This is a genomic window from Microbacterium festucae (assembly GCF_025421715.1).
GTDB classification, from domain to species: Bacteria; Actinomycetota; Actinomycetes; order Actinomycetales; family Microbacteriaceae; genus Microbacterium; species Microbacterium festucae.
Map to the genome: position 1 here is coordinate 421,645 of NZ_JAOEFC010000002.1, position 24,760 is coordinate 446,404.

25 protein-coding genes and 2 tRNA genes are annotated in these 24,760 nt (G+C 71.6%); 11 read left to right on the forward strand and 16 right to left on the reverse strand.

What is annotated here, in order from left to right; all coding sequences use genetic code 11:
* Nucleotides 1–56: 56 nt before the first annotated feature.
* From N3K63_RS08105 to N3K63_RS08120, 4 genes are all read right to left on the reverse strand, one after another.
* Complete coding sequence (locus N3K63_RS08105; RefSeq protein WP_261579650.1) at nucleotides 57–722, reverse strand: ATP-dependent Clp protease proteolytic subunit; 666 nt, start codon at nucleotides 720–722, stop codon at nucleotides 57–59.
* A gap of 18 nt (nucleotides 723–740) precedes the next feature.
* Nucleotides 741–1,325 (reverse strand): ATP-dependent Clp protease proteolytic subunit, encoded by a 585-nt coding sequence (locus tag N3K63_RS08110; protein WP_261579651.1) that lies wholly within the window; start codon nucleotides 1,323–1,325, stop codon nucleotides 741–743.
* Between the two features lie 153 nt (nucleotides 1,326–1,478).
* A complete protein-coding gene (gene tig, locus N3K63_RS08115) occupies nucleotides 1,479–3,044 on the reverse strand; it encodes a trigger factor (protein ID WP_261579652.1) in 1,566 nt (521 codons plus the stop codon).
* A gap of 70 nt (nucleotides 3,045–3,114) precedes the next feature.
* Nucleotides 3,115–3,191 (reverse strand) — tRNA-Pro (locus tag N3K63_RS08120).
* A gap of 93 nt (nucleotides 3,192–3,284) precedes the next feature.
* Between N3K63_RS08120 and N3K63_RS08125 the strand changes: the two genes are divergently transcribed.
* Both N3K63_RS08125 and N3K63_RS08130 read left to right on the forward strand, forming a co-directional pair.
* Nucleotides 3,285–3,358, forward strand: a tRNA-Gly gene (locus tag N3K63_RS08125).
* Nucleotides 3,359–3,592: 234 nt separating this feature from the next.
* Nucleotides 3,593–3,910 (forward strand): PASTA domain-containing protein, encoded by a 318-nt coding sequence (locus tag N3K63_RS08130; protein WP_261579653.1) that lies wholly within the window; start codon nucleotides 3,593–3,595, stop codon nucleotides 3,908–3,910.
* Between the two features lie 54 nt (nucleotides 3,911–3,964).
* Here the strand turns inward: N3K63_RS08130 and N3K63_RS08135 are convergent, their stop codons facing one another.
* Nucleotides 3,965–4,501, reverse strand: coding sequence for a gamma carbonic anhydrase family protein (locus N3K63_RS08135; RefSeq protein WP_261579654.1), 537 nt, complete (start codon nucleotides 4,499–4,501; stop codon nucleotides 3,965–3,967).
* 141 nt (nucleotides 4,502–4,642) lie between these two features.
* Between N3K63_RS08135 and N3K63_RS08140 the strand changes: the two genes are divergently transcribed.
* Complete coding sequence (locus N3K63_RS08140) at nucleotides 4,643–5,125, forward strand: Dps family protein (RefSeq protein ID WP_261579655.1); 483 nt, start codon at nucleotides 4,643–4,645, stop codon at nucleotides 5,123–5,125.
* Nucleotides 5,126–5,195: 70 nt separating this feature from the next.
* Here N3K63_RS08140 and N3K63_RS08145 read toward each other — a convergent pair whose 3' ends face one another.
* From N3K63_RS08145 to N3K63_RS08160, 4 genes are read right to left on the reverse strand one after another with little or no spacing between them, the layout of a single operon-like run.
* Nucleotides 5,196–6,692: an amidohydrolase gene (locus N3K63_RS08145; protein WP_261579656.1), complete on the reverse strand. Its 1,497-nt coding sequence runs from the start codon at nucleotides 6,690–6,692 to the stop codon at nucleotides 5,196–5,198.
* Nucleotides 6,689–7,339, reverse strand: a complete 651-nt coding sequence (locus tag N3K63_RS08150) for an FMN-binding negative transcriptional regulator (RefSeq protein ID WP_261579657.1) — start codon at nucleotides 7,337–7,339, stop codon at nucleotides 6,689–6,691. Before N3K63_RS08150 ends, N3K63_RS08145 begins: the two co-directional genes overlap by 4 nt.
* Before the next feature lie 46 nt (nucleotides 7,340–7,385).
* Nucleotides 7,386–8,390 (reverse strand): Fpg/Nei family DNA glycosylase, encoded by a 1,005-nt coding sequence (locus N3K63_RS08155; protein ID WP_261579658.1) that lies wholly within the window; start codon nucleotides 8,388–8,390, stop codon nucleotides 7,386–7,388.
* Entirely contained in the window at nucleotides 8,390–8,902 is a 513-nt protein-coding gene (locus tag N3K63_RS08160; RefSeq protein WP_261579659.1) for a ribose-5-phosphate isomerase, read from the reverse strand. The genes N3K63_RS08155 and N3K63_RS08160 overlap by 1 nt, the downstream gene beginning before the upstream one ends.
* Nucleotides 8,903–9,068: 166 nt before the next feature.
* Here N3K63_RS08160 and pepN point away from each other — a divergent pair, with 166 nt between their 5' ends.
* From pepN to N3K63_RS08190, 6 genes are all read left to right on the forward strand, one after another.
* Nucleotides 9,069–11,615: an aminopeptidase N gene (pepN, locus tag N3K63_RS08165; protein WP_261579660.1), complete on the forward strand. Its 2,547-nt coding sequence runs from the start codon at nucleotides 9,069–9,071 to the stop codon at nucleotides 11,613–11,615.
* Nucleotides 11,616–11,711: 96 nt separating this feature from the next.
* Nucleotides 11,712–12,623, forward strand: coding sequence for an ABC transporter ATP-binding protein (locus N3K63_RS08170; RefSeq protein WP_261579661.1), 912 nt, complete (start codon nucleotides 11,712–11,714; stop codon nucleotides 12,621–12,623).
* Entirely contained in the window at nucleotides 12,620–13,423 is an 804-nt protein-coding gene (locus tag N3K63_RS08175; protein ID WP_261579662.1) for an ABC transporter permease, read from the forward strand. The genes N3K63_RS08170 and N3K63_RS08175 overlap by 4 nt, the downstream gene beginning before the upstream one ends.
* Nucleotides 13,424–13,492: 69 nt before the next feature.
* The gene (locus N3K63_RS08180; protein WP_261579663.1) at nucleotides 13,493–14,599 is read left to right on the forward strand and encodes a mechanosensitive ion channel family protein; all 1,107 of its coding nucleotides are present in this window, start codon (nucleotides 13,493–13,495) and stop codon (nucleotides 14,597–14,599) included.
* Between the two features lies 1 nt (nucleotide 14,600).
* The gene (locus N3K63_RS08185) at nucleotides 14,601–15,095 is read left to right on the forward strand and encodes a globin (RefSeq protein WP_261579664.1); all 495 of its coding nucleotides are present in this window, start codon (nucleotides 14,601–14,603) and stop codon (nucleotides 15,093–15,095) included.
* The gene (locus N3K63_RS08190) at nucleotides 15,095–16,780 is read left to right on the forward strand and encodes an FAD-binding dehydrogenase (RefSeq protein ID WP_261579665.1); all 1,686 of its coding nucleotides are present in this window, start codon (nucleotides 15,095–15,097) and stop codon (nucleotides 16,778–16,780) included. The genes N3K63_RS08185 and N3K63_RS08190 overlap by 1 nt, the downstream gene beginning before the upstream one ends.
* Before the next feature lie 40 nt (nucleotides 16,781–16,820).
* Here N3K63_RS08190 and N3K63_RS08195 read toward each other — a convergent pair whose 3' ends face one another.
* Together N3K63_RS08195 and N3K63_RS08200 are read right to left on the reverse strand one after the other, a co-directional pair.
* Nucleotides 16,821–17,828, reverse strand: coding sequence for a magnesium and cobalt transport protein CorA (locus N3K63_RS08195; protein ID WP_261579666.1), 1,008 nt, complete (start codon nucleotides 17,826–17,828; stop codon nucleotides 16,821–16,823).
* A gap of 35 nt (nucleotides 17,829–17,863) precedes the next feature.
* Nucleotides 17,864–18,535, reverse strand: coding sequence for a hypothetical protein (locus N3K63_RS08200; RefSeq protein ID WP_261579667.1), 672 nt, complete (start codon nucleotides 18,533–18,535; stop codon nucleotides 17,864–17,866).
* A gap of 95 nt (nucleotides 18,536–18,630) precedes the next feature.
* Here N3K63_RS08200 and N3K63_RS08205 point away from each other — a divergent pair, with 95 nt between their 5' ends.
* The gene (locus N3K63_RS08205; RefSeq protein WP_261580072.1) at nucleotides 18,631–19,470 is read left to right on the forward strand and encodes an acyl-CoA thioesterase; all 840 of its coding nucleotides are present in this window, start codon (nucleotides 18,631–18,633) and stop codon (nucleotides 19,468–19,470) included.
* Nucleotides 19,471–19,510: 40 nt separating this feature from the next.
* Here the strand turns inward: N3K63_RS08205 and N3K63_RS08210 are convergent, their stop codons facing one another.
* The 4 genes from N3K63_RS08210 to ssb form a co-directional block, all read right to left on the reverse strand.
* The gene (locus tag N3K63_RS08210; protein WP_261579668.1) at nucleotides 19,511–19,987 is read right to left on the reverse strand and encodes an acyl-CoA thioesterase; all 477 of its coding nucleotides are present in this window, start codon (nucleotides 19,985–19,987) and stop codon (nucleotides 19,511–19,513) included.
* Nucleotides 19,980–21,659, reverse strand: a complete 1,680-nt coding sequence (gene ettA / locus N3K63_RS08215) for an energy-dependent translational throttle protein EttA (protein ID WP_261579669.1) — start codon at nucleotides 21,657–21,659, stop codon at nucleotides 19,980–19,982. Before ettA ends, N3K63_RS08210 begins: the two co-directional genes overlap by 8 nt.
* Before the next feature lie 74 nt (nucleotides 21,660–21,733).
* Nucleotides 21,734–22,216 (reverse strand): DUF6993 domain-containing protein, encoded by a 483-nt coding sequence (locus tag N3K63_RS08220; protein ID WP_261579670.1) that lies wholly within the window; start codon nucleotides 22,214–22,216, stop codon nucleotides 21,734–21,736.
* A 19-nt stretch (nucleotides 22,217–22,235) separates the two neighbouring features.
* Nucleotides 22,236–22,775, reverse strand: coding sequence for a single-stranded DNA-binding protein (gene ssb, locus N3K63_RS08225; protein WP_261579671.1), 540 nt, complete (start codon nucleotides 22,773–22,775; stop codon nucleotides 22,236–22,238).
* 230 nt (nucleotides 22,776–23,005) lie between these two features.
* Between ssb and N3K63_RS08230 the strand changes: the two genes are divergently transcribed.
* On the forward strand, nucleotides 23,006–23,257 hold the full coding sequence (locus N3K63_RS08230) for a hypothetical protein (protein WP_261579672.1): 252 nt from the start codon (nucleotides 23,006–23,008) through the stop codon (nucleotides 23,255–23,257).
* Between the two features lie 53 nt (nucleotides 23,258–23,310).
* On the opposite strand, the gene yczR is transcribed toward N3K63_RS08230, so the two are convergent.
* Complete coding sequence (gene yczR / locus N3K63_RS08235; RefSeq protein WP_261579673.1) at nucleotides 23,311–24,744, reverse strand: MocR-like transcription factor YczR; 1,434 nt, start codon at nucleotides 24,742–24,744, stop codon at nucleotides 23,311–23,313.
* Nucleotides 24,745–24,760: the final 16 nt, after the last annotated feature.

The window sequence follows — 24,760 nt, forward strand, 5'->3', positions numbered from 1 at the left end:
GAGAGCCCCGGCGGCCGAAACGCGCCGGGGCTCTCGTGATCGCAGGATCGGGCCGGTCAGGCCGTGATCGCGGCGGGCGTGCGCTTGCGCGAGGTGAGCACCTGGTCGACCACGCCGTACTCGAGCGCCTCCTGGGCGGAGAGGATCTTGTCGCGGTCGATGTCCTTGTGCACCTGCTCGGCGCTGCGGTTGGTGTGCACGGCCATCGTCTCTTCGAGCCAGGTGCGCATGCGGAGGATCTCCGCCGCCTGGATCTCGATGTCCGACGCCTGCCCGTGACCGGCCTCGCCGACGGCGGGCTGGTGCATGAGGATGCGGGCGTTGGGCAGGGCCAGACGCTTGCCGGGCGCGCCGGCGGCCAGCAGCACGGATGCCGCGGAGGCGGCCTGACCCAGCACGACGGTCTGGATCTGCGGCGACACGTACTGCATCGTGTCGTAGATGGCCGTCATCGCCGTGAACGAGCCACCGGGCGAGTTGATGTACATGATGATGTCGCGGTCGGGATCCTGGGATTCCAGCACGAGCAGCTGCGCCATCACGTCGTCGGCCGACGCGTCGTCGACCTGCACGCCGAGGAAGATCACGCGGTCTTCGAAGAGCTTGTTGTACGGGTCCTGGCGCTTGTAGCCGTAGGCCGTGCGCTCTTCGAACTGGGGCAGGATGTAGCGGCTCGAGGGCATCGCGACGCCGGGGACGCTGCCGAAGGCGGGGGTGTTCATTCTCGTGTTCCTCCGGTGTCAGTTCTCGGTGCCGCCGCCGCCGATGACGTCGGAGGCCGATTCGCGGATGTGGTCGACGAAGCCGTACTCGAGGGCCTCCTCGGCGGTGAACCAGCGGTCGCGGTCACCGTCGGCATTGACCTGCTCGACCGACTTGCCGGTCTGGGCGGCCGTGATCTCGGCGAGGCGCTTCTTCATGTCGAGGATGAGCTGCGCCTGGGTCTGGATGTCGCTCGAGGTGCCGCCGAAGCCGCCGTGCGGCTGGTGCAGCAGCACGCGGGCGTTGGGCGTGATGTAGCGCTTGCCCTTGGTGCCCGCCGTCAGCAGCAGCTGCCCCATCGAGGCGGCCATGCCGATGCCGACGGTGACGATGTCGTTCGGCACGAACTGCATCGTGTCGTAGATCGCCATGCCGGCCGTGATCGAGCCACCGGGCGAGTTGATGTAGAGGTAGATGTCCCGCTCGGAATCCTCCGCTGCGAGGAGCAGGATCTTGGCGCAGATCTCGTTGGCGTTCTCATCACGCACCTCCGAGCCCAGCCAGATGATGCGGTCCCGCAGCAGCCTGTCGAAGACACTCTGTGCGACAAGCGGTTCAGCCATGTTCACTCCTGTGTTGGTCGTGGTTCGAATCTACCGACGACAACGCGCCACCCCGGCCGTGTTCGCCGTCGGCATAGCGCCGTGGCGCGCGTCGCCCGCAGACGACGAAGGGGCGGATGTCGTGGCATCCGCCCCTTCGCAGGTGCAGTGGTCTTACTCTGCGTCGGCCTTGGCCGCGGGCGCCTTCTTGGCGGCGGGCTTCTTGGCGGGGGCCTTCTTGGCGGCCGGCTTCTCGTCGGCCTCGGCGGCCTCGGCGGCGGGCGCCTTCTTGGCGGCGGGCTTCTTGGCCGGAGCCTTCTTCGCGGCCGGCTTCTCGTCGGCCTCGGCGTCGTCGGCCTTGGCGGCGGCGGCCTTCTTGGCCGGAGCCTTCTTGGCCGGGACCTTCTTGGCGGGAGCCTTCTCGGCCGCCTCGTCGGCGGTCTCGTCAGCGGCATCCTCGTCGTCCACGGCCACGAAGCCGGTCAGGTCGACGGCGGCACCGTTGGTGTCGACGACGGTGACCTTGCCGAGGGCGATCGCGAGCGCCTTGTTGCGGGCGACCTCGCCGACCATCGCGGGCAGCTGGTTGCCCTGCTGCAGCGCGTCGACGAACTCCTGCGGCGCCATGCCGTACTGCGCGGCCGACTGGATGAGGTACTGGGTGAGCTCCTCCTGGGAGACCTGCACCTCGTGCGCCTCGGCCAGCTTGTCGAGCACCATCTGGGTGCGGAACTGCTTCTGGCTGGCCTCGGTGACCTCGGCGCGGTGCACGTCGTCCTCCAGGCGACCCTCTCCCTCGAGGTGCGCGTGCACCTCGTCCTCGACGAGCTGCTCGGGCACGGGGATCTCGATGGTCTCGATCAGGGTCTCGACGAGCTTGTCGCGCGCCGCGGCGCCCTGCGTGAACACCGACTGCTCGGCGACGCGGGCCACGAGGCTCTCGCGCAGCTCGGCGATGGTGTCGAACTCGCTGGCCATCTGGGCGAAGTCGTCGTCGGCCTCGGGGAGCTCGCGCTCCTTGACGGCGGTGACCGAGACGGAGACCTCGGCCTCTTCGCCGGCGTGGTCGCCGCCGACGAGCTTCGAGCGGAACGTGGTGTCCTCACCGGCGGTGAGCGACTCGACGGCCTCGTCGATGCCCTCGAGCAGCTCGCCCGAGCCGAGCTCGTACGACACGCCCTGGGCGCGGTCGATCTCGGTGCCGTCGATGGTGGCGACGAGGTCGAGCTCGACGAAGTCGCCGGTGGCGGCGGGGCGCTCGACGGTGGTCAGGGTGCCGAAACGGCCGCGCAGGCGGTCGAGCTCGGCGTCGACGGCGGCGTCATCGGTCTCGACGGCGTCGATCTCGACGGTGATGCCCGAGAGCTCCGGCAGGTCGAACTCGGGTCGCACGTCGACCTCGACCTCGACCTTGAGGTCGCCCGAGAAGTCCTTCTCGTTGGGCCATTCGACGATCTCGGCGGCCGGGCGGCCGACGATGCGCACCTCGTTGGCGGTGACGGCCTCGCGGTAGAACGCGTCGAGACCCTCGCTGACGGCGTGCTCGAGCACGGCCGTGCGGCCGATGCGCTGGTCGATGATCGGCGCCGGCACCTTGCCCTTGCGGAAGCCGGGGATCTGCACGTCCTGGGCGATGTGCTCGTACGCGTGGGCGATGCTGGGCTTGAGCTCGTCCGGGGTGACCGTGATGTGCAGCTTCACCCGGGTCGGGCCGAGCTTCTCGACGGTGCTGGTGACCATGCCTGTTCGTTCTCCTCAGTGTCCGGTCGCGCACATGCGCGTCCGTTGTCGGTCTGGGTCTGTGGGGCCGTGGTCGGGGCGACAGGATTTGAACCTGCGGCCTCCCGCTCCCAAAGCGGGCGCTCTACCAAACTGAGCTACGCCCCGGGGAGGGCGCAGCGCGTGCGCCGAAACCGGCCGCGTCGAGTCTAGCCGACATCGCCCTGTAGACTGTCAGGGTTGCCGCGGCCACGCCGCTGCGGGGATGTAGCTCAATGGTAGAGCCTCAGTCTTCCAAACTGATGGTGCGGGTTCGATTCCCGTCATCCCCTCCAAAGCCCCGACGATCCGCGCGTTGCGCGGGCACGGGGCTTTCCGATGGGTGACGGCGCCTCTCGATGCGCCCGCCGTCGGATTGGTCCGGAGACCGGCGCCTCTCGCCCGGCCCGCGCGGAGGGATCCCCGATCCCGCCGCCGTAACCGTTCCCTGTCGCACATGACACGCGCGCTGCGCGTGACCTCGTCGCGCCCCGCGTGCGGCGGGTCGGCCCGATCGAAAGGAATCCCCCATGTTCAAGCGCCTCACCGCCGGTGCCGGCATCGTCCTGCTCGCCCTCACCGTCTCTGCCTGCGCCACCCCCGCCGGCTCGTCGGTGGAGACCACCCCCAGTGCTACGGCCACCACCGCCGCCGACCGCGTCGAGATGCCCGACGTCGTGGGCAAGACCCTCGCCGAGGCCGAGACCACCCTCGCCGACGCCGGCCTGGTCGCCACCTACCCGAACGGCGTCGACATGACCCGCATCGTCGAGTCGCAGGGCATCACCGCGGGCCTGCAGGTGCGCATCGACACCGAGGTCTTCCTCTCCCCCGCCACCCATGGCTGAGGTGGGGTCCGCCCGGCCCGCGTGGTCGGGCGGACACTCCTGTCGACGGACCCCTCACTCCTCCAGCGCGGCCGCGTGCGCCGCGCTGTGGTCCAGATAGACGCGGGCATTGCGCCGGATGCCGTCCCGCTCGGCCTCGGTGAGCGCACGGCGCACCTTCGCGGGCACCCCCGCCACGAGCGAACCCGGCGGCACCTCGGTGCCCTCGAGCACCACCGCCCCCGCCGCCACGAGGGAGCCGGCCCCGATGACGGCGCCGCTCAGCACCACCGCGCCCATCCCGATCAGCGCGCCGTCGCCCACCGTGCAGCCGTGCACGACGGCATTGTGGCCGACCGAGACGTCGGCGCCCAGCACGACCGGACTCCCGGCATCCACGTGCACGGCCACCCCGTCTTGCAGGTTGCTGCGCTCCCCGACGACGATCGTCGCATTCTCGGCGCGCAGCACCGCGTTGTACCAGACGCTCGTCTGCGCGCCCAGGGTCACCGCCCCGACGATGCGCGCTCCGGCGGCCACGAACGCCGACGGCGCGATCTGCGGGATGTGGTCGCCCACGCGGTGGATGCCGGCCTCGTCGCTGATGGTCATGGCCCGACGTTACCGGCCCCGTCGCGGCCACGCGGGCGCGGGTAAGCCCAGCCTGGTCTTGCTTGCGGAATAGTCCAGCGTGAGTAGCGTTTGAGCAGACGCGGGCCGTGCATGCCCGCGACGGAAGCAGAGGAGCAGAACATGAGCAAGACGCAGACCATCCCCATGACCGCCGCCGGCCCCGAGGCCGCTGCCGGCACTGCCCAGTTCCTCACCCCTGTCGTCCTGGGCCTGCAGGCTCTCGCCGTCAACGGCAAGCAGGCGCACTGGAACGTGCGCGGCGCGAACTTCATCGCGATCCACGAGCTGCTCGACCAGGTCGTCGCCTCGGCGCAGGCCTCGGCCGACCTCGCCGCGGAGCGGATCGTCGCCCTCGGGCTGCCGGTCGACGCGCGCGTGAGCACGGTCGCAGCCAAGACCAGCTCGGGTGTGCCGGCCGGCTTCGCGCAGTGGCAGGACGAGATCACCGCGGTCGTCGCCGACATGGACGTCGTGATCGCCGATGTGCAGGCCGCCATCGACGGACTCGACGAGGTCGACCTCACCAGCCAGGACGTCGCGATCGCCATCAAGGCCGACCTCGAGAAGCAGCGCTGGTTCCTCTCGGCGCACCTCGCCGCCTGAGGCTCCCGCACCACGACACGGCCCCGGATGCTCGCATCCGGGGCCGTTCGTCATGTCGGGGTGCGCCCGCTCACACGTGGGTGAGTCGGCCCTCGATCATCGTCGCGGCCACGCGTGCCCCGCGCAGCGCCGTCTCCCCCGCCGTCAGCGGGTCGACGTCGACGACGACGAGGTCGGCGATGTCGCCGGGCATCAGCGCGGCACCGGTCGCCGACCCGCCGGCGGTCGAGGCCGCCAGTGCGGTCGCGGCATCAAGCCCCTGCTCGGGGCGCCAGGCGGGCCGGCCGTCGCGGGTGCGGTGCACGGCGGCCGCCATCGCCGCCCACGGATCCAGCGGCGAGACCGGCGCGTCGGAGCCGAACAGCAGGTTCGCCCCGGCATCGGCCAGCGCGCGCAGCGGATAGGGCACGGCCGTCTGGGTGCCCCAGATGGTGTCGGTCATGTCGCGGTCGTCGACGGCGTGTTCGGGCTGCACGCTCGCAGCCACCCCGAGTCGCGCGAAGCGCGGGACGTCGGCGTGGGCGACCAGTTGCGCGTGCTCGATCGTGCCGGTGGCCCCGGTCGCCGCGAACGCGTCGAGGGCATGGCTGCCGGCGACGTCGCCGATGGCGTGCACGGCGCAGGCGAGTCCCCCGCCGGTGGCCCGGGTCATCAGCTCCCGCAGTTCGTCGGGGGCGATGGTGAGCACGCCGAAGTTGAGCGGGTCGCCCGGATAGGAGTGCGAGCACGCCGCCGTGCGGGTGCCCAGCGAGCCATCGGTGATGACCTTCAGCGGTCCCATCCGCACGAGGCCGGCCGCGTCGAGGGCGTCGCCGGTGGCCAGCCCCTCGTCGAGGGCACGGCCGAGGAGTGCGGGGTAGACCCCGAACGACACGCGCGTCGTGTCGAAGCCCGCGGCCAGCCGCCGCGCCCATGCTTCGGCGTTCCACGCCATGTCGAGGTCGACGATGCCGGTGATGCCGCGGGCGGCGGCATCCTGCAATGCCCGCCCCACCCGCACGTCCGACGCGGACGGGTCGACGGCGTTCAGGCGGCGCGAGATCTCGAACGCCGGCTCTTCGCGCAGCAGTCCGTCACCGGTGGCGGGGAACCCCTCCCGGCGCAGCGCAGCGGAGTTGAGCCACACGCTGTGCACGTCGGCGTTGATGAGATAGGTCGGGATGTCGCCGGTGGCCGCATCGAGCAGCGCGAGGCTCGGCGTGTCGGGCCAGAGCGCGTCGCGGAAGCCGGTGCCCACGCGCCGTCCGTCGGCCAGCACCGGCGCCGTCGACATCGCTGCGGCCGCCGCTGCGGCATCGGCGGCACCGCCCAGCGGCACCCGCTCGGCCACGAGCGCCCACTGCACCGTGTGCACGTGGTGGTCCCACAGGCCCGGGATCACCCAGCCGCCGCCCGCGTCGAGCACGGCGCCGCGGCGGGGCAGGGCCTTGGCCGGGGCGATGTCGACGATGCGGCCGCCCCGCAGATGCAGGTCGACCGGGTCGTCGCCGAACGGGTCGAGCCGGTCGGCGCCGGTCAGGCGGGCATCGGCGATGACGGCGACGTGCTCGCCGCGCGCCAGGCTCATCTGCCGCCTCGAGCGGTGCGCAGCGCGTCGTGCGCCCGGCGCATCTCGGCGGGAAGCCGCGGGTCGGCGTAGGGACCGGGCCCCGCCTCCAGTGCGGCGATGACGGTGTCCACGACCTCGTCGGGCCGGTTCTGGCTGAGCTTGCGCTTGGCGGTGACCCGCGTCGGGGTGAGCCGGAAGCCGACCGTGCCGCGTTCGAGGCGGCTGATGAACTCCTCGTCGTTGGGGGGCGTCCACATCAGGCGGGGCTGCGGCATCGTCCCCTCGAAGCGGGCCACGAGGCGTTCGAGCACGACGAGGTTCTCCTCGCGGGAGAGGACCTCGGGGACACCGCTCAGGTGCACGGCCACGAAGTTCCAGGTGGGCACCTCCGGCCCCGGCGGGTACCAGCCGGGCGAGATGTATCCGTGCGGGCCCTGCACGACCACGAGCAGTTCGCGCTCCCCCAGGCCGAGGATGGCATCGTCGGGGCGGCCGACGTGCCCGACGATCGTGAGGTCGTCGCGGTCTTCATCGAGGAGCACCGCGTAGTGGGACGCGACCATGCCGTCATCGCCGGCGGCGACGAGCGTGACCCACGGGTTCTCGTCGATCACGCGGCGCAGCTCCGCCAGGTCGGTCATCGTGAAGCTGGGGTTCTGTCTCACGGCATCCTCTTCTCGGGACGGGTCTCGGCGGCGCGTGCGGGGCCGGTCAGCGCTGGCAGGACGGGCACCAGTAGAGCTTCCGCGACGCCATCTCCTCGAGCACGATCGCCGTGCCGCACACGCGGCACGGAAGCCCGGCCCGGTGGTAGACCCAGTGCCGGTCGTCACGGTGCGCCATCGCCCGGCGGTACGCCTCGGGGTCGAGATCGTCCATCGTCATCATCTGACCGGTCTCCACCCCGATCGCCAGCAGACGCACCCAGTCGCGCCAGAGGCCGCGCACGACCTCCTCGGGGACCTCCCGCCCGGGGGTGTGCGGGTCGAGGCGCGCGCGGAACAGCAGTTCGGCGCGGTAGACGTTGCCGATGCCGCTGACGACGGCCTGATCCATCAGCAGCAGGCCGATCGGGGTGGGCTTGCGCCGCACCACCGCGGTGAAGCGCTCCTCGCCCGTGTCGGGGTCGTCCACGAGCGGGTCGGGCCCGAGGCCGGCGACGGTGGCCGCCATCTCGTCGGGGGTCTGCAGCGCGCACGCCGTCGGTCCGCGCAGGTCGGCGCAGGTCGCCGCCGTCAGCAGCCGCAGCCGCACCTGTCCGACCACCGGCGGCGGCCACTGGTCGAGCTCGTCGTCGTCGCCGCCGAGCCCCCGTGTCTGCTCGCTCATGCGCACGTGCACGCGCGCGCGCCGGGGCGCCCCGATGGAGCTGAGGGAGTTCTCACCGGCGCTGTCGAAGACCGGGTCGACCACGGTGCCGCGCTGGTTGGTCTGCCCCATGCGCCCGTTGGCGGCGGCGATCGTGGGGTCGACGACGATCTCGCCGGCGAAGTCCCACGCGCCGTACATGCCCAGGTGCACGCGCAGCCAGATGTCGTCGTCGAACTCGAGGAACATCTGCTTGCCCACGGCCCGCACCTGCGTGGGCGTGCGCCCGTCGAGCACGGCGGCGCCCTCGGCGAAACGGCCCTGCGGGCTGGACGCGCTCACCTGCCGTCCCACGATGTTGCGGGCGAACTGCCGCGCGATGCGGTGGACGGAATGCCCTTCGGGCATCAGCCCGCTTCCGGGTCGAACGAGGAGACCTCGCGCGGGTCGGGCAGCAGCGAACCGGCCGTCTCGTATGCGGCGAGCTGGGCGATGCGGCGGGCGTGGCGCTCCTCGCCGCTGAAAGGCGTGGCGATGAAGCGGTCGATGAAGGAGACCGCCTCGTCGAAGGTGTGCTGGCGGGCGCCGATGGCGATGACGTTCGCGTCGTTGTGCTCGCGGGCGAGCTCGGCGGTCGCGATGCTCCACACCAGGGCCGCGCGGATGCCGTGCACCTTGTTGGCCGCGATCTGCTCGCCGTTGCCCGAACCGCCGAAGACGACACCGAGCGTCTCGATGCCGGCGGCCTGGTCGGCGGCGACGGCCTGGGCGGCGCGGATGCAGAAGGCGGGGTAGTCATCGAGCGGGTCGTACTCGATGGGGCCGTGGTCTTCCACGTCGTGGCCCTGGGCGGCCAGATGGTGCTGCAGCTGGGTCGAGAACTCGAGACCCGCGTGGTCGGTCGCGATGTGGATGCGCATGCTCACATCCTAGAGTCGGGGCGCGCCCTCGTTCCGAGGCGGCATCCGGCCCCCACGCGCGTAGGCTGGTGGGGTTGTCGCGGGCGCCAGCAGCGCCGCGATGGCCGTCGGGATGCGGCATCCGCCCGTCCCCGCCATCCCACCCACACCCACGGGAGCAGCCGCAGTGCCTGGAGAGAACCTCACCCGCATCGAGGCGCAGGAGCGCCGCGCGATCGTCGACACCGACGCCTACGACATCGCGCTCGACCTCACGAAGGGTGCCGAGGTCTTCCGCTCGCGCACCGTCATCCGCTTCTCGGCCACGGCCGGCGCCTCGACGTTCATCGATCTCATCGCGCGCGACGTGCACGAGATCACCCTCAACGGCGTCGCCCTCGACCCCGCGGCGGTCTTCGCCGACTCGCGCATCGCCCTGGAGGGGCTGGCCGAGTCCAACGAGCTGATCGTCGACGCCGACTGCCTCTACACCAACACCGGCGAGGGGCTGCACCGCTTCGTCGACCCCGTCGACGGCGAGGTCTACCTCTACTCGCAGTTCGAGGTGCCCGACTCGCGGCGTGTGTTCGCCGTGTTCGAGCAGCCCGACCTGAAGGCCACCTTCCGCTTCACCGTCACCGCCCCGGCGGCGTGGAAGGTCGTCTCCAACTCCCCCACCCCCGAGCCGGTGCCGGCGGGCGAGGGCACCGCGACGTGGAGCTTCGAGCCCACCCCGCGCATCTCCTCCTACATCACCGCGCTGGTCGCCGGTCCGTACGAGGCCACCTTCTCCGAGCTCACCAGCGCCTCGGGCCGCGTGGTGCCGCTGGGCGTCTACGGTCGCAAGAGCCTGTGGCAGCACCTCGACGCCGACTACATCTTCGACAAGACCCGCGAGGGCTTCGCCTACTTCGAGTCGAAGTTCGACGTGCCCTACCCCTTCGCCAAGTACGACCAGCTGTTCGTGCCGGAGTTCAACGCCGGCGCCATGGAGAACGCGGGCGCCGTCACCTTCACCGAGACCTACGTCTTCCGCAGCAAGGTGACCGACGCCGTCAAGGAGCGTCGCGTCGTCACGATCCTGCACGAGCTCGCCCACATGTGGTTCGGCGACCTCGTCACCATGAAGTGGTGGAACGACCTGTGGCTGAACGAGTCGTTCGCCGAATGGGCCTCCACGATCGCGACCGCCGAGGCCACCGAGTGGACCGAGGCGTGGACGACCTTCAACGCGATGGAGAAGACCTGGGCCTACCGCCAGGACCAGCTGCCGTCGACGCACCCCGTCGTGGCCACCATCAACGACCTCGAAGACGTGCAGGTCAACTTCGACGGCATCACCTACGCCAAGGGCGGGTCGGTGCTCAAGCAGCTGGCCGCCTGGGTGGGCATCGAGGAGTTCTTCGCGGGTGTCTCGGCCTACTTCAAGAAGCACGCGTGGGGCAACACCGAGGTGGGCGACCTGCTCGCCGAGCTCGAGGCCACCAGCGGCCGCGACCTGTCGACGTGGGCCAAGAAGTGGCTCGAGACGGCGGGAGTGAACACCCTCTCCCCCGAGCTGCGCGTCGACGGCGCCGGCGTCATCAGCCGGTTCGCCATCGTGCAGACCGCGCCCGCCGACTACCCCACCATCCGGCCGCACCGGCTGGGCGTGGGCTTCTACTCGCTCGAGGGCGACGCGCTGGTGCGCACGCACCACGTCGAGATCGACGTCGACGGCGACCTCACCGAGGTGCCCGAGCTCGCCGGCATCGCCCAGCCCGACCTCATCCTCCTCAACGACGAAGACCTCGCCTACGCGAAGATCCGTCTCGACCCGCGCTCCCTGCAGACCGCGATCGCCCACCTCGGCAAGATCTCCGACCCGCTGGCCCGTTCCCTGGTGTGGGGTGCGGCGTGGGATCAGACCCGCGACGCCGAAGCCTCGGCATCCGACTACGTCGACCTGGTGCTCGGCAACATCGGCGGCGAGACCGAGTCGACCACGGTGCGCACGACCCTCGCGCAGCTGCAGCTCGCGGCGAGCTCGTACGTCGCCCCCGAGCGGCGCAGCGCCACCCGCGAGAAGGTCGCCGACGCCCTGTGGGCTCTCGCCCAGGCCGCCGAAGGCGGCAGCGACAGCCAGCTGCAGTTCGTCACGGCCTTCGCCTCGGCGGCGGCCACCGCGCCGCAGTGGGAGCAGGTGCGCAGCCTCCGTGACGGGCGCACCCAGCTGGACGGGCTGGAGATCGACGCCGACCTGTCGTGGGCGCTGCTGGTGTCCCTCGCCGCCGGCGGCGTGGTCTCCGCCGACGAGATCGACGAGGCGCTGGCCGCCGACAACACCGCCAAGGGCGGGGAGTTCGCCGCGCAGGCCAAGGCCGCGCTGCCGGATGCCGCGGCCAAGCGCCTGGCCTGGGCCTCGCTCATCGACAGCGCCGACCTGCCCAACACGGTCGTGCGCTCGGCGGCGGCCGGGTTCGTGCACCCCGCGGGTGTGGCGGCGCTCGAGGAGTTCATCGCCCCGTACTTCGAGATGCTGCTGCCGATCTGGGAGTCGCGCACGTACCAGATCGCGAACTACCTGATCACGGGGCTCTACCCGGCGCCGCTGGCGTCGGCGCAGCTGCGCGACGCCACGCGCGGCTGGCTCGACGTGCACACCGACGCGCCGCCGGCGCTGCGTCGCCTGGTCAACGAGAACCTCGCGGGCGTCGAGCGCGCCCTCGCGGTGCAGGAGGCCGACGCGCAGTAGTCACGCTGCAGCTCATCCTTTCGGGGGATGCGGGGACGCCGGATCTACGACTTCCGGTCGATTCCGCGCATCCCCCTTCCGCGTAGCGTGGGACGCATGATCGTTGCAGAAGGCCTCACGAAGAGGTACGGAGACAAGACCGCGGTGACCGATGCCACCTTCACGGTGCAGACCGGCAAGGTGACCGGCTTCCTCGGGCCCAACGGCGCCGGCAAGTCCACCACGATGCGCATGATCGTCGGGCTCGACAAGCCCACGGTCGGCCGCGTCACCATCGACGGCCGCGACTACCGCTCGCTGCGCTCCCCGCTGACCGAGGTCGGCGCGCTGCTGGACGCGAAGGCGGTGCACACCGGGCGCTCGGCCCGCGACCACCTGCGCGTCATGGCCGCCACCCACGGCATCCCCCGCTCGCGCGTGGACGAGGTGATCGAACTGGCCGGCCTCACCGCCGTCGCCGGCAAGCGCGCCGGCAAGTTCTCGCTCGGCATGGGGCAGCGCCTCGGCATCGCCAGCGCGCTGCTCGGCGACCCGCACACCCTGATCCTCGACGAGCCCGTCAACGGCCTCGACCCCGAGGGCGTGCGCTGGGTGCGCAGCTTCGTGCGCCACCTGGCATCCGAAGGGCGCACCGTGCTGCTGTCGAGCCACCTGATGAGCGAGATGGCGCAGACCGCCGACCACGTCATCGTGCTCGGTCGCGGCCGCGTGCTCGCCGACGCCCCCCTCGACGACCTCGTGCGCGACTGGACCCAGCGCGGCGTGACCGTCGCCTCGCCCCGGCTCACCGAGCTGGTCGACCTCCTCCGCGGCCCGGACGTCACCGTCGCCGCCACCGCCCCCGGCACCGCCCACGTGACCGGCCTCGGCGCCCCCGCCATCGGCGACCTCGCCGCTGTGCACGGCATCCCCCTCCACGCGCTGGTCGAGACGACCGGCTCGCTCGAGGACGCCTACATGGCCCTCACCGCGGACGCCGTCGAATACTCCTCGAAGGAACTCGCATGACCGCCGTCACCGCCCCCGCCACCCGCACCCGGACCGCCCCGGCGGCACCGGCCCATCACCTGAGCTTCCTGCGCGTGCTGCGCGCCGAGTTCCTCAAGCTGCTGACGCTGCGCTCCACCTGGTGGTCGCTGATCATCACCGCTCTGCTGACCGTCGGCATGGCCCTGCTCATCACCTCCGCCTCCAGCGGTGGCCTGCAGCCGGTGTCTGCGGCCGTGCTGCCGATGCAGTTCACGATGCTGCTGGCCGGCATCCTCGGCGCGATCGCCGTCAGCGGCGAGTACTCGACCGGCATGATCCGCTCGACCCTCACCGCCGAGCCCCGCCGCGGCGCGGTGCTGCTGACCAAGGCCCTGGCCGTGGCGCTCACCGTGTTCGTCGCGACCCTCATCACCTTCGCCGCCGCCGCGCTGGTCTCCGCCGCCGTCTCGGGCGCGAGCATCCCGTGGGACGACGCCGCGCAGTCGTGGCTGCCGCTGGTCAGCGCCGCCGCCGCGATGGCCGTCTTCGCCCTCATCGGCGTCGGCTTCGGGTTCATCCTGCGCAACGGTCCCGCCGCCATCGCGGCGACGGTGGGCGTGCTGTTCGTCCTGCCGATCGTTGCCTCGATCTTCAGCACCGTCGCCGCCGGCTGGCAGTGGATCGGCGACCTCGCCCAGTACCTGCCGATGAGCGCCGCCCAGGCCTTCATCCTCCCCGGCGGAAGCCTGGACCAGGGCGTGGCCGGCCTCACCCTCGTGGGCTGGATCGTCGCGGCGCTCGGCACCGCCTGGCTGGTGCTGCGCTCGCGCGACGCGTGACCTGCACGACCCGCCGACAGACCGCCGATGCCCAGGGAGGGCATCGGCGGTCTCGGTAGGATCGGGACGATGATCGCTCCCTTCGAACCGACCGACCCGGCCCCCGCCTCCGCCTGGAGCGAGCTGGGCGAGGAAGCCCTCCGCTTCCTCGGCACGGTCGGCCTCACGGTCGGCAGCATCGCCCTCATCATCGCCGCCGCGTTCGTGCTGTCGTGGCTGATGCGGCGCCTCATCCGCCGCGTCGTCGACCGCATCGTGAAGGGTGCGAAGTCGCGGGCAGCCACCGACGACACCCGCGCGATCGACAACTCCCCGCTCGCGCAGGTGCGCATCATCCAGCGCACCCGCACACTCGGCTCGATCCTCACCAACGTGGTCAACACCACGATCGTGATCGTCGCCCTCATCCTCGTCGTCTTCACCATCAACGCCGACGTGCTGGGCTCGTTCACCCTGCTGACCGCCGCAATCGGCGCCGGCCTCGGCTTCGGGGCGCAGAACATCGTCAAAGACGTGCTCAACGGCATCTTCATCGTCGCCGAAGACCAGGTCGGCATCGGTGACGTGGTCGATCTCGGCCTGGCCACCGGCATCGTCGAGTACGTGAGCGTGCGGGTCACCCACGTGCGCGATGTCAACGGCACCCTCTGGTACGTGCGCAACGGCGAGATCACCCGCATCGGCAACATGTCGCAGGGCTGGTCACGGGTCATCATCGACCTCGCCGTGCCCGCCGACGCCGACATCGCCGCCGTCGAGAAGGCGATGCTCGAGACCGCCAAGGGGCTCAGCAAGGATGCCAAGTGGCGCTCGCGCATCATCGAGCAGCCCGAGATGTGGGGTCTGGAGTCCATCAGCGGCGACGCCCTGGTCATCCGGCTCGTGCAGAAGACCCGCGCCAACGCGAAGGACGACGTGGCCCGGGAGCTGCGGATGCGCCTCAAGCATGCGATGGACGAACTCGACATCACGCTGCCGCAGCTCAACTCGATCGTGCTGTCGGGCATCGACGGCGCGCAGCGCGTGCGCGGCGCCAACCCGCCCAAGACCAAGCCCACCCCGGTGGCGCCGGAGATCGTGAAGCCGGTGTGGAAGCCGCGGCGCACGTCGAAGAAGTCGCACACCGCCCCCGAGCCGCCCGCCGGGGATGCGGCCGCCGCCGGCCCCGAGGAGTGACATGACCGACCCCACCCCGGACAGCTCGTTCTACGACCAGATCGGCGGCCACGACACCTTCGTGCGCCTCGTCGACACGTTCTACCGCGGCGTCGCCGACGACGAGGTGCTGCGGCCGATGTATCCCGAGGAAGACCTGGGGCCGGCCGCCGTGCGCCTCACGATGTTCCTCGAGCAGTACTGGGGAGGCCCTGCCACCTACAGCGCGCAGCGCGGCCACCCCCGGCTGCGGATGCGGCACGCACCCTTCCACGTCAACCCCGACGCGCGGGAGCGGTGGCTGCGGCACATGCGCGTCGCGGTCGACGATCTCGGCCTGTCGTCGCTGCATGAGGCCACCCTGTGGGATTATCTGGAGCGGGCCGCCCACGCGATGGTGAACACCTTTGAGCCGACCGGTATCGGCCCGGAGCGCGCGGCCCCCGCCGTCTCGCTCCCGGTGCACCCCCGCATGCCGGAACCCGATCCGGTGGAGACCTCGACGAAGGAGTCGTGATGACCGCATCCCCCCACGCCCGATCCGCGCAGACCCATGCCGCAGACGTCCTCGTGATCGGATGGGGGTTGGCGGGGCTCGTGGCCGCCGCCGAGGCGGTCGCCGCCGGCAAGAACGTCGTCATCGTCGACCAGGAGCCGCGCACGAATCTCGGTGGCCAGGCGCACTGGTCGTTCGGCGGGCTGTTCTTCATCGACTCCCCCGAGCAGCGGCGGATGGGCATCCGCGACACCTACGAGCTCGCCCGCCAGGACTGGTTCGCCACCGCGGGCTTCGACCGCGACGACGACGCGTGGGCGCGGCAGTGGGCCGAGGCCTACCTGCAGTTCGCGCACCAGGAGAAGCGGGCGTGGCTGCGCGAGAAGGGCGTCGGCTTCTTCCCCGTGGTCGGCTGGGCCGAGCGCGGCGGCTACACCGCCACCGGCCCCGGCAACTCGGTCCCCCGTTTCCACATCACGTGGGGCACCGGTCCCGGCATCGTGGCACCGTTCCAGGCGGCCGTCGAGCAGGGCGAGCTGGCCGGCCTGGTGCGGGTGCTCCCCCGCCACAAGGTCACCTCCCTCCTCACCGTCGACGGCACGGTCGTCGGCGCCGCCGGCGACGTGCTCGCCCCCTCCGGCACCGCGCGCGGCGTCGCATCCGGTCGCGAGGTGGTCGGAGCGTGGGAGGTGCGCGCCGGTGCGACGGTGGTCTCCTCGGGCGGCATCGGCGGCAACCACGACCTCGTGCGCGCGCAGTGGCCCGAGCGGCTCGGCACGCCGCCGCAGACCATGATCAGCGGCGTCCCCGCCTTCGTCGACGGGTCGATGCAGCCGATCGTCGCCGGCGCCGGTGCGCGGCTGGTCAACGGCGACCGCATGTGGCATTACGTCGAGGGCATCCAGAACTGGAACCCGATCTGGCCGCAGCACGGCATCCGCATCCTCCCCGGCCCGTCCTCGATCTGGCTCGACGCGACCGGCCGCCGACTGCCGGTGCCGCTGTTCCCCGGGTTCGACACGCTCGGCACCCTCGCCCACCTGCGCGAGACCGGCTACGACCACTCCTGGTTCGTGCTGTCGCAGTCCATCGTCGAGAAGGAGTTCACCCTCTCCGGCAGCGAGCAGAACCCCGACCTCACCGGCAAGGACGTGCCGCTGCTGCTCAAGTCGCGGCTCGGCAAGGGCGCGGCGGGGCCCGTGCAGGCCTTCCTCGACCACGGTGTCGACTTCGTCGTGCGCCCCACCCTCGACGAGCTGATCGCCGGGATGCAGGCCCTCCCCGGCGGCGACGCACTCGACGCCGAACTCGTGCGCACCGAGGTCGAGGCGCGCGACCGCGAGATGGACAACGACTTCACCAAGGACGCCCAGATCGCGATGCTGCGTTCGGCGCGCGCCTACCGCGGCGACAAGCTGATCCGCACCGCCGCGCCCCACCGCATCCTCGACCCGGAGCAGGGACCGCTCATCGCCGTGAAGCTGCACGTGCTGACGCGCAAGTCGCTCGGCGGCGTGCAGACCGATCTGGCCGGTCGGGCCCTCGGCGCGGGCGGCGAGCCGGTGCCGGGCCTGTACGCGGCCGGCGAGGCCGCCGGGTTCGGTGGCGGCGGGGTGCACGGCTACCGCGCGCTGGAGGGCACCTTCCTCGGCGGATGCCTGTTCTCCGGGCGCACCGCCGGGCGCAGCGCCGCCGCTGCGGTCTGAGGCGCGCGCCGCGGGGGATGCGCGCCGCGGCGGCTGCGCGCTACAGCCAGCTCTTGGAGCGGAAGACGAAGAACAGGGCGAGGGCGAACGCGAGCATCGCCCCGAGGGCGAGCGGGTAGCCGATCGGCCATTCCAGTTCGGGCATATGGGTGAAGTTCATCCCGTAGATGCCGGTGATCAGCGACGGCGCGAAGATGATCGCCGCCCAGCTGGAGATGCGCTTGGTCTGCTCGGACTGGGCCAGGCTCGTCTCCGCCTGCCGCTGGGCGACGAGGGTCGCGTGCACCGTCAGGGCGTTCTGCAGGGTGTCGCGGTATTCGTCGACCTGCTGCACGATGCCGATCACGTGGTCGAGCACGTCGCGGAACGAACGGCGCAGCTCGAGCAGGTCGGCATCCTCGGCGTCGTCGGACTCCAGCTCGGCGCGCAGTGACGCGATCATCCCCTGCAGCGGCCGTACGGCGCGCTGGATCTCCATCACCTCGCCGGACAGGTCGTAGATGCGCTTGGTGACGGCGGGGTCGCCGCTGAACAGCTGCGCCTCGATCTCGTCGATGTCGTTCTCCAGACCCGACACGACCGGCGCGTAGTCGTCGACGACCTGGTCGAGCACCGCGTAGAGCACCCCCAGCGTGCCGCGGCGCAGCAGTTCGGGTGCCGCTTCCAGGCGGCCGCGCACCGCGGCGAGGTCGGGCGACTCGGCGTGGCGCACCCCGATGACGAAGTCGTCGCCCACGAACAGCGCGATCTCGCCGAACTCGACCGTCTCCTCGGCATCCAGGTAGCGTGCCGGGCGCAGCACGAGGAAGCGGGTCTGCCCGTAATGCTCGAGCTTGGCCCGCTGATGGCCGAGCAGCGCGTCTTCGACGGCGAGCGGATGCAGATCGAACTGCCGGGCGAGGATGGCCAGCTGCACCGGGTCGGGCCGGTACAGGCCGATCCACGCGAAGCCGCCGGCGGTCTGCAGGGCCGCGGCCGTCTGGGAGAGGGTCGTCGGCGAGGCGACCCGCCGACCGTCCACGTAGATCGCGTTGTCGATGACCGTCACCGGCCCAGTGTGGCACCGCCGCCCGGTGCTCCCCCTCAGGCGCTGCGGCCGGTCGTGCGAACCGCCGTCATACCCACGCGCGAGGTCTCGCGGGTGATGACGTGACCGCGGGCGAGCGACAGGCGCGTCCACGGGCCGCACCGGCGCACCGCGGCCGTCTCCTCGCCTCCGATGAAGCCCAGCGCGAAGGCCGCGAAGGCGACGCCGCGCGGCAGGCCGAGCAGTGCATCGTCGGGGACGCCCCACACGTGCGCGCGCACCGCCTGCACGGCCTCGGCACCGGCGTCGGTGGGAACCGCTTCGGCGACCGCCGCGATCCCCCACTGCGCGCGGGCGGCCAGGGTCGCCGCCGCGACCTCGCCGGCGGGCTCCCACCCCGACCGGGGCGGCGAGATGCCCGCCCACGACGCGGTGACGGCGGCCTCGGGAAGTCCCACCCAGGTCGGCTCGTCACCGGGGGTCAGCGCATCCGCCGTGACGACGAGGTCGCACACGAGTTCGGGGTCGACCGGAAGGAAGCGCATCGCGAGGATCGTCGGAGTGTCATCAAGCAGTCCGTCGGCGGCCAGGACGGACGCCGTCATCGCCAGCACGCCGCCCTCGGCGCGCAGCCGCACCGCCCCGTCGCCGGCGCGACCGGCGCGCTGCGCGAACGTGAGGGCGTCGGCGGCGGCGGGGGCATGCGGGAACAGCAGGCGCGGGGACATCCGCCCTAAACTACCAAGGTGGATGCGGAGAGCGCGTGAGCGGCGACGAGAACGCGGTCGGGACGACGCCGGCGGACACCGACCCGGTCGGGCAGATGCTGCGGGTGCTGGACCTCGCCGACAGCCGGGCCCGCACGACCGAGGACATCTTCCTCGGCGCCTCGCATCCGATGCCCGGCGGGCGCATCTTCGGCGGGCAGGTGCTGGGGCAGGCGATCATCGCGGCCGAGCGCACCACCGACGACGACCGGGTGCCGCACTCGATGCACGGCTACTTCCTGCGGCCCGGCGACTCGGCCCGGGGGCTGACCCTCTCGGTGGATCGCATCCACGACGGCCGCTCGTTCTCGACGCGTCGCACGCAGGCCTACCAGGACGGCGTCCCGATCTTCTCGATGATCGCCTCCTTCGAGCACGAGACCCCGGGACTGGCCCATCAGGCGCAGATGCCGACGGGGATCGCCGATCCCGACGAGATCGTCGCCGCCGCCGAGGGCTCCCATCCGCTGTCGAGCCGGCTGCTGGCCGACAGCCCCATCGAGGTGCTGCACGCCGAAGGCCCGCTCTACCGCTCGGCGCCCGAACCGCACGTGGCCCGTCAGCACGTCTGGGTGCGCACGCGCCGTCGCATCGGCGACGATCCCGCCCTCCACCGCGCCGTGCTCGCCTACCTCAGCGACCTCACCATCCAGGAGTCGGTGCTGCGCGCGCACGGCGTGCCGTGGGCGCTGCCGGGACTGAAGGTCGCCAGCCTCGACCACGCGATGTGGTGGCATCGGCCGGCGCGTGTGGACGAGTGGCTGCTGTACGCCCAGGAGTCCCCGTCGGCCGGCGGCGGCAGAGGACTCTCGACCGGCCGCATCTTCACCCGCGACGGTGTGCTGGTCGCCTCGGTGGCGCAGGAGATCATGGTGCGCGCCGCCGGCGCCCACTGACCGGGGTCCGCCGCGCGGTGCGCTCAGCGGCGCGTGAACGTCAGCGGCGTGTGAACGTCAGCGGCGCACCGACGTACGGCTGCCAGGCCGCGCGCATGCGCGGTGACAGCCGCACGGGGCGGAACGTCTCGGCATCCACCATCACCAGCGTCGACGCCGCACGTGCATAGAGTGTCTGCGGGATCACGCCCAGCGGGCTGAACACCTCGTAGCAGATCTCCACGCTCGAGCCGCCGAGCCGTCCGAACCACATCTGCACGTCGAGCGGCTCGCGCCGGTACGGGACCGGCGCGAGGTACTCGATCTCCTGACGGGCGATGAGCGAGAGCTCGCCCGCGGCGAACCCGGCATCCATCACCGCGGTGTCGGGAGCGTGCTCGCCCGCCTCCGGCGTCCAGAAGACGCGGATGCGGGCCTCTTCGAGCAGCTTGAGCATCGTCGCGTTGTTGACATGGTTGAACGCGTCGAGGTCGCCCCATCGCAGATGGATGGGAACGTGGATGCGGGTGTCAGTCACGCGTGAGCTTGCGGTAGGTCGACTTGGCGGGGTTGGCCGCGTCGGCTCCCAGTCGCTCGACCTTGTTCGCCTCGTAGGCGTCGAAGTTGCCCTCGAACCAGTACCAGCGGTCGGGGTTCTCGGCCGTCCCCTCGTAGGCGAGGATGTGCGTGGCGATGCGGTCGAGGAACCACCGGTCGTGGGTGATCACCACGGCGCAGCCCGGGAACTCGAGCAGGGCGTTCTCCAGCGACGACAGCGTCTCGACGTCGAGGTCGTTGGTGGGCTCGTCGAGCAGCAGCAGGTTGCCGCCCTCCTTGAGGGTGAGGGCCAGGTTCAGTCGGTTGCGCTCACCACCGGAGAGTACGCCCGCCTTCTTCTGCTGGTCGGGACCCTTGAAGCCGAACTTCGACACGTAGGCGCGCGAGGGGATCTCGGTCTTGCCGACGGTGATGATGTCGAGGCCGTCGCTGACGACCTCCCACAGCGTCTTGGTCGGGTCGATGTTGGAGCGCGACTGGTCGACGTAGCTGATCTTGACCGTCTCGCCGATCTTCAGGTCGCCGCCGTCGAGGGGCTCGAGGCCGACGATCGTCTTGAAGAGCGTGGTCTTGCCGACGCCGTTGGGGCCGATGACGCCGACGATGCCGTTCGGCGGCAGGCTGAAGGTGAGCCCGTCGATGAGCGAGCGGCCGTCGAAGCCCTTCTGCAGCTTCTTGGCCTCGATCACGACGTTGCCCAGGCGCGGCCCCGGCGGGATCGTGATCTCTTCGAAGTCGAGCTTGCGGGTGCGGTCGGCCTCGGCCGCCATCTCCTCGTAGCGGGCCAGACGCGCCTTCGACTTGGTCTGGCGGCCCTTCGCGCTGCTGCGGACCCACTCCAGTTCGTCCTTGAGGCGCTTGGCGAGCTTGGCGTCCTTCTTGCCCTGGATGTCGAGGCGCTCGGCCTTCTTCTCCAGGTAGGTCGAGTAGTTGCCCTCGTAGCCGATGAGCCGGCCGCGGTCGACCTCGGCGATCCACTCCGCGACGTTGTCGAGGAAGTACCGGTCGTGGGTGATCGCGATGACCGCGCCCTTGTAGGCCTGGAGGTGCTGCTCGAGCCAGAGCACGCTCTCGGCGTCGAGGTGGTTGGTGGGCTCGTCCAGCAGCAGCAGGTCGGGCTTCTGCAGCAGGAGCTTCGCCAGCGCGACGCGACGGCGCTCACCACCGGAGAGCGGGGCGATCGCGGCGTCGGCCGGCGGGGTGCGCAGGGCGTCCATCGCTTGCGACAGCTGCGAGTCGAGGTCCCAGCCGTCGGCGGCGTCGATCTCCTCCTGCAGCGTGCCCATCTCGGCCAGCAGCGCGTCGAAGTCGGCGTCGGGGTCGGCCATCTGCGCCGAGATCTCGTTGAAGCGGTCGAGCTTGGGCTTGATCGCCACACCGTCCTGGATGTTCTCCAGCACCGTCTTGGACTCGTCGAGCTCGGGCTCTTGCATGAGGATGCCGACGGTGAACCCGGGCGAGAGCTTGGCTTCGCCGTTGGACGGCGTGTCCAGGCCCGCCATGATCTTGAGGATCGTCGACTTGCCGGCGCCGTTCGGGCCGACCATGCCGATCTTGGCACCGGGGAGGAAAGCCATCGTGACGTCGTCGAGAATGAGCTTCTCGCCGACCGCCTTGCGGGCGCGGACCATGGAGTAGATGTATTCGGCCATAACCCGTCAAGTCTACGGGGCCGCTCCGCCCGCCCGGCGCCGATCCGAGGAGGGCGGTGGCAACGGCGGCGCGCTCACCAGTCGATCGCGCGCGTGTTCCCGATGAGGCAGTCGCCGGCAGGCAGCTCCGGCATCACCAGCGCCGTCGGCGCCGGCGTGGACGGACCCACCTGGCCGACGAGGCATTCGCCGGCCCACACCACCGAGAACTGGATGCTGTCGGCGGGGTTTCCCACGCTCGTCGCGTCGTTGGTCACCTGCATCGCCGTCTTCGGAAAACCGGCGGCGACGAGCGCGTCGACGTAGGCCCGGCCCTGCACCCGCGCATCGGTGGCCCACACGTCGTTCATCACGGTGGTGAACAGCGGCAGGTTGTCGGTGGCCGAACCCTCGGGCACCAGCACCGGTCCGGTGGGCGTCGGCGTGGGAGTCGAGGTGACCGTCGCCGACGGGGTCGTGGGCTCGGGGGCGGGGGCCTGCGTGCACCCGGCCAGCAGCAGGGCGCCGGCGCCGACGAGTCCGAGCGCGGTGAGGGTTCGGAGACGGTTCAGGCGCACCCGTCGAGTCTACGGGCGCTTAGAACGGCACCGGATCCTTCTCCGCCTCCGCCTCGGCCTCCGCCTCGGTGGGGGCCGGTGACGGGAGGTCGGGCTGGTCCGCCGGCGACGGCGCCAGCGACGGAGCCCAGTCCTGCGCGGCCGCGGGCGCACCGGTGCCCGACCCGGGCGCCTCGCCACCGGCGGCTGCGTACGTCGCGGGCGACTGGGACCGCTGGAACGAGCTGGTGCCCCAGCGCAGGTCGTGGCCGAGGGCGCTGGCGTCGACGTCGGCGGCGGTGCCGTGACGGTTGCCGCTCTCCCACGTGCGCACGCGCAGCGATCCGGTGACGATGACCCGCTCCCCCAGCCGCAGCGAGGCGAGGGCGTGCTCTGCCAGGGCGCGGTAGGCCGACACCGAGTAGAAGCTCGTGTGGCCGTCGACCCAGGCGCGGGACTGCTCGTCGAACTTGCGCTCGGAACAGGCGATCCGGAAGTTCGCGATGGGGATGCCGGCCGCGGTGGTGCGCCGCTCGGGCGTGGTGGCGATGTTGCCGACGAGGGTGATCTGCTCGCTCATGACTGCTCCCTTCCGCCGGCCGGTCCTTCCGGCCGGCGATGCTTCGGCATCCGCGTGCCGAACGGATGCCGAAGCCCTCACAGACTCGCGCTCGGCGCACGGGCGCGGCGGCCCGGACCGTCGATCTGGGGACGGATGCGCGCAGCGGCGGGCTGGGGAGGAAGTGATGAGCGGGCGTTCGTCAGCGTGTCGGAGGTCGAAGATATGTTCGCCTCAGAAGGGGGAAAGACATGGAGACGAGGTTCGATTCACCGCCCGCACCGGCACTGCCGGGAGGACTGCGCCCGATCGCCGTGGGGGCGCGGCTCTGGCGGGTGCTCGACGGCGCCGGCCGCGCACTCGGCCACCTGGAGGTGCGCGGCGACGGCCCGCAGCGCCGATACGTCGCGCGGCGCTTCCACGCCGCATCCGGCACCCTGCGCGCGCTCGGCGCGTTCTGGTCGGCCGACGAGGCCGCCGACTGCCTGCGCTGGAGTCGGTGAGACGCAGGCGCCGGCCGCGTGCGCGGGCGCGGAGGGCGTCGAACGCGGCCCGGTCAGATCACCGCGTCGACGAACTCGGTCACCGCGGTGGGCGCGGCGGAGCGCACCCGCGGCCAGGCGTCCGCGAGGATCTCCACGGCCCGGCGCAGCTGCTCTGGGGGCGCGGTGAAGGGCAGGCGCAGGCGCCGGTCGTGACCGCCGTCGACCGCGAAGCGCGCTCCCGGCGAGAGGTACAGGCCCTCTGCGCGCACAGCCATCACCAGGGCGGAGCTCAGCGGCGCATCGAGTTCGGCCCAGAGCGCCACGCCCCCGGCGGGAGCGGGAACGCCCCATTCCGGCAGGTGCGCGTGCAGCCCCCGCACCAGGGCGTCGCGTCCCACCCGCAGCAGGTCGGAGCGTTGGGCGAGGATCTCCGGCATCCGCGCCAGCAGACGGGTCGCCACCTGCTGCTCGAACTCCGGCGTCCCGAGGTCGCGCGGGGCGCGGGCGGCGACCAGGCGTCGGATCACGTCGGCGTCGGCGCGGATCCATCCCACCCGCAGGCCGCCCCACACGGTCTTGCCCAGTGAGCCGATGTGGATGACCTCGGCATGCGGGTCGCGGAACGCGGCCACCTCCCTCGCCCCGCCCGCGGTGGTCTCGATGTCGAGCTCGGCGGTCGTCTCATCGATGATGAGCACCGTGCCGGCGCGGGCCGCCGCGTGCAGGACGACGTCCTGATCGAGGGCGGTCATCGACCGCCCTGTCGGGTTCTGGAACGTCGGCATGAGGTAAGCCGCCACCGGACGGGTGCGCTCGAACGCCTGCACCGCCCGATCGAGGTCCCACCCGGTCGCGGTGTCGACGGGCACGCCCACCAGCCGCGCGCCGGCCCCGCGCAGCGCCTCGGCGGCGTGCGGATAGGTCGGCGTCTCGATGAGCACCCGTTCACCCCGGCGCACGAGTGTGGCGGCGAGCAGGTGGATCGCGCTCTGGGCGCCCGTGGTGACGATCACCTCGTCGGGCGCGGTCGGGATGCCGCGGGCGGTGTAGCGGTCGGCGATCGCCGCGCGCAGGGCGGGGTTGCCGACGACGTCGTAACCGGCGCGGGCGACGAGGGCCGCCGCATCCTGGGCGACCTCCGAGATCACCCCCGCCAGCCCCGGCCACGCTGCCGGACTGGCCTGCTGCAGGTCGATGTCGTCGTCGGCGACGTGACTGCGGGCGAAGGCGCGGCGTCCGAGCGGAAGGGTCACGGTGCCCGACCCGCGCAGACTCTCGACGTGCCCCGTGCCCCGCAGGCTGCGGTAGGCGGCGGCGATCGTGGCGCGACTGAGTCCGAGTGCGGCCGCCAGCTCGCGCTCGGCCGGAAGCGTGGTGCGCGGGGCGAGACGGTTGTCGAGGCAGAGCAAACGGATGCCGTCGGCCAATGCCTCGTAGGCCGGCTCGCGCGTGCGCCATCCGCCGAGAGCGACCGACAGCGCCCGGGCGGTGATCCGAGAGTCCATCAGGCCACCTTAGAGG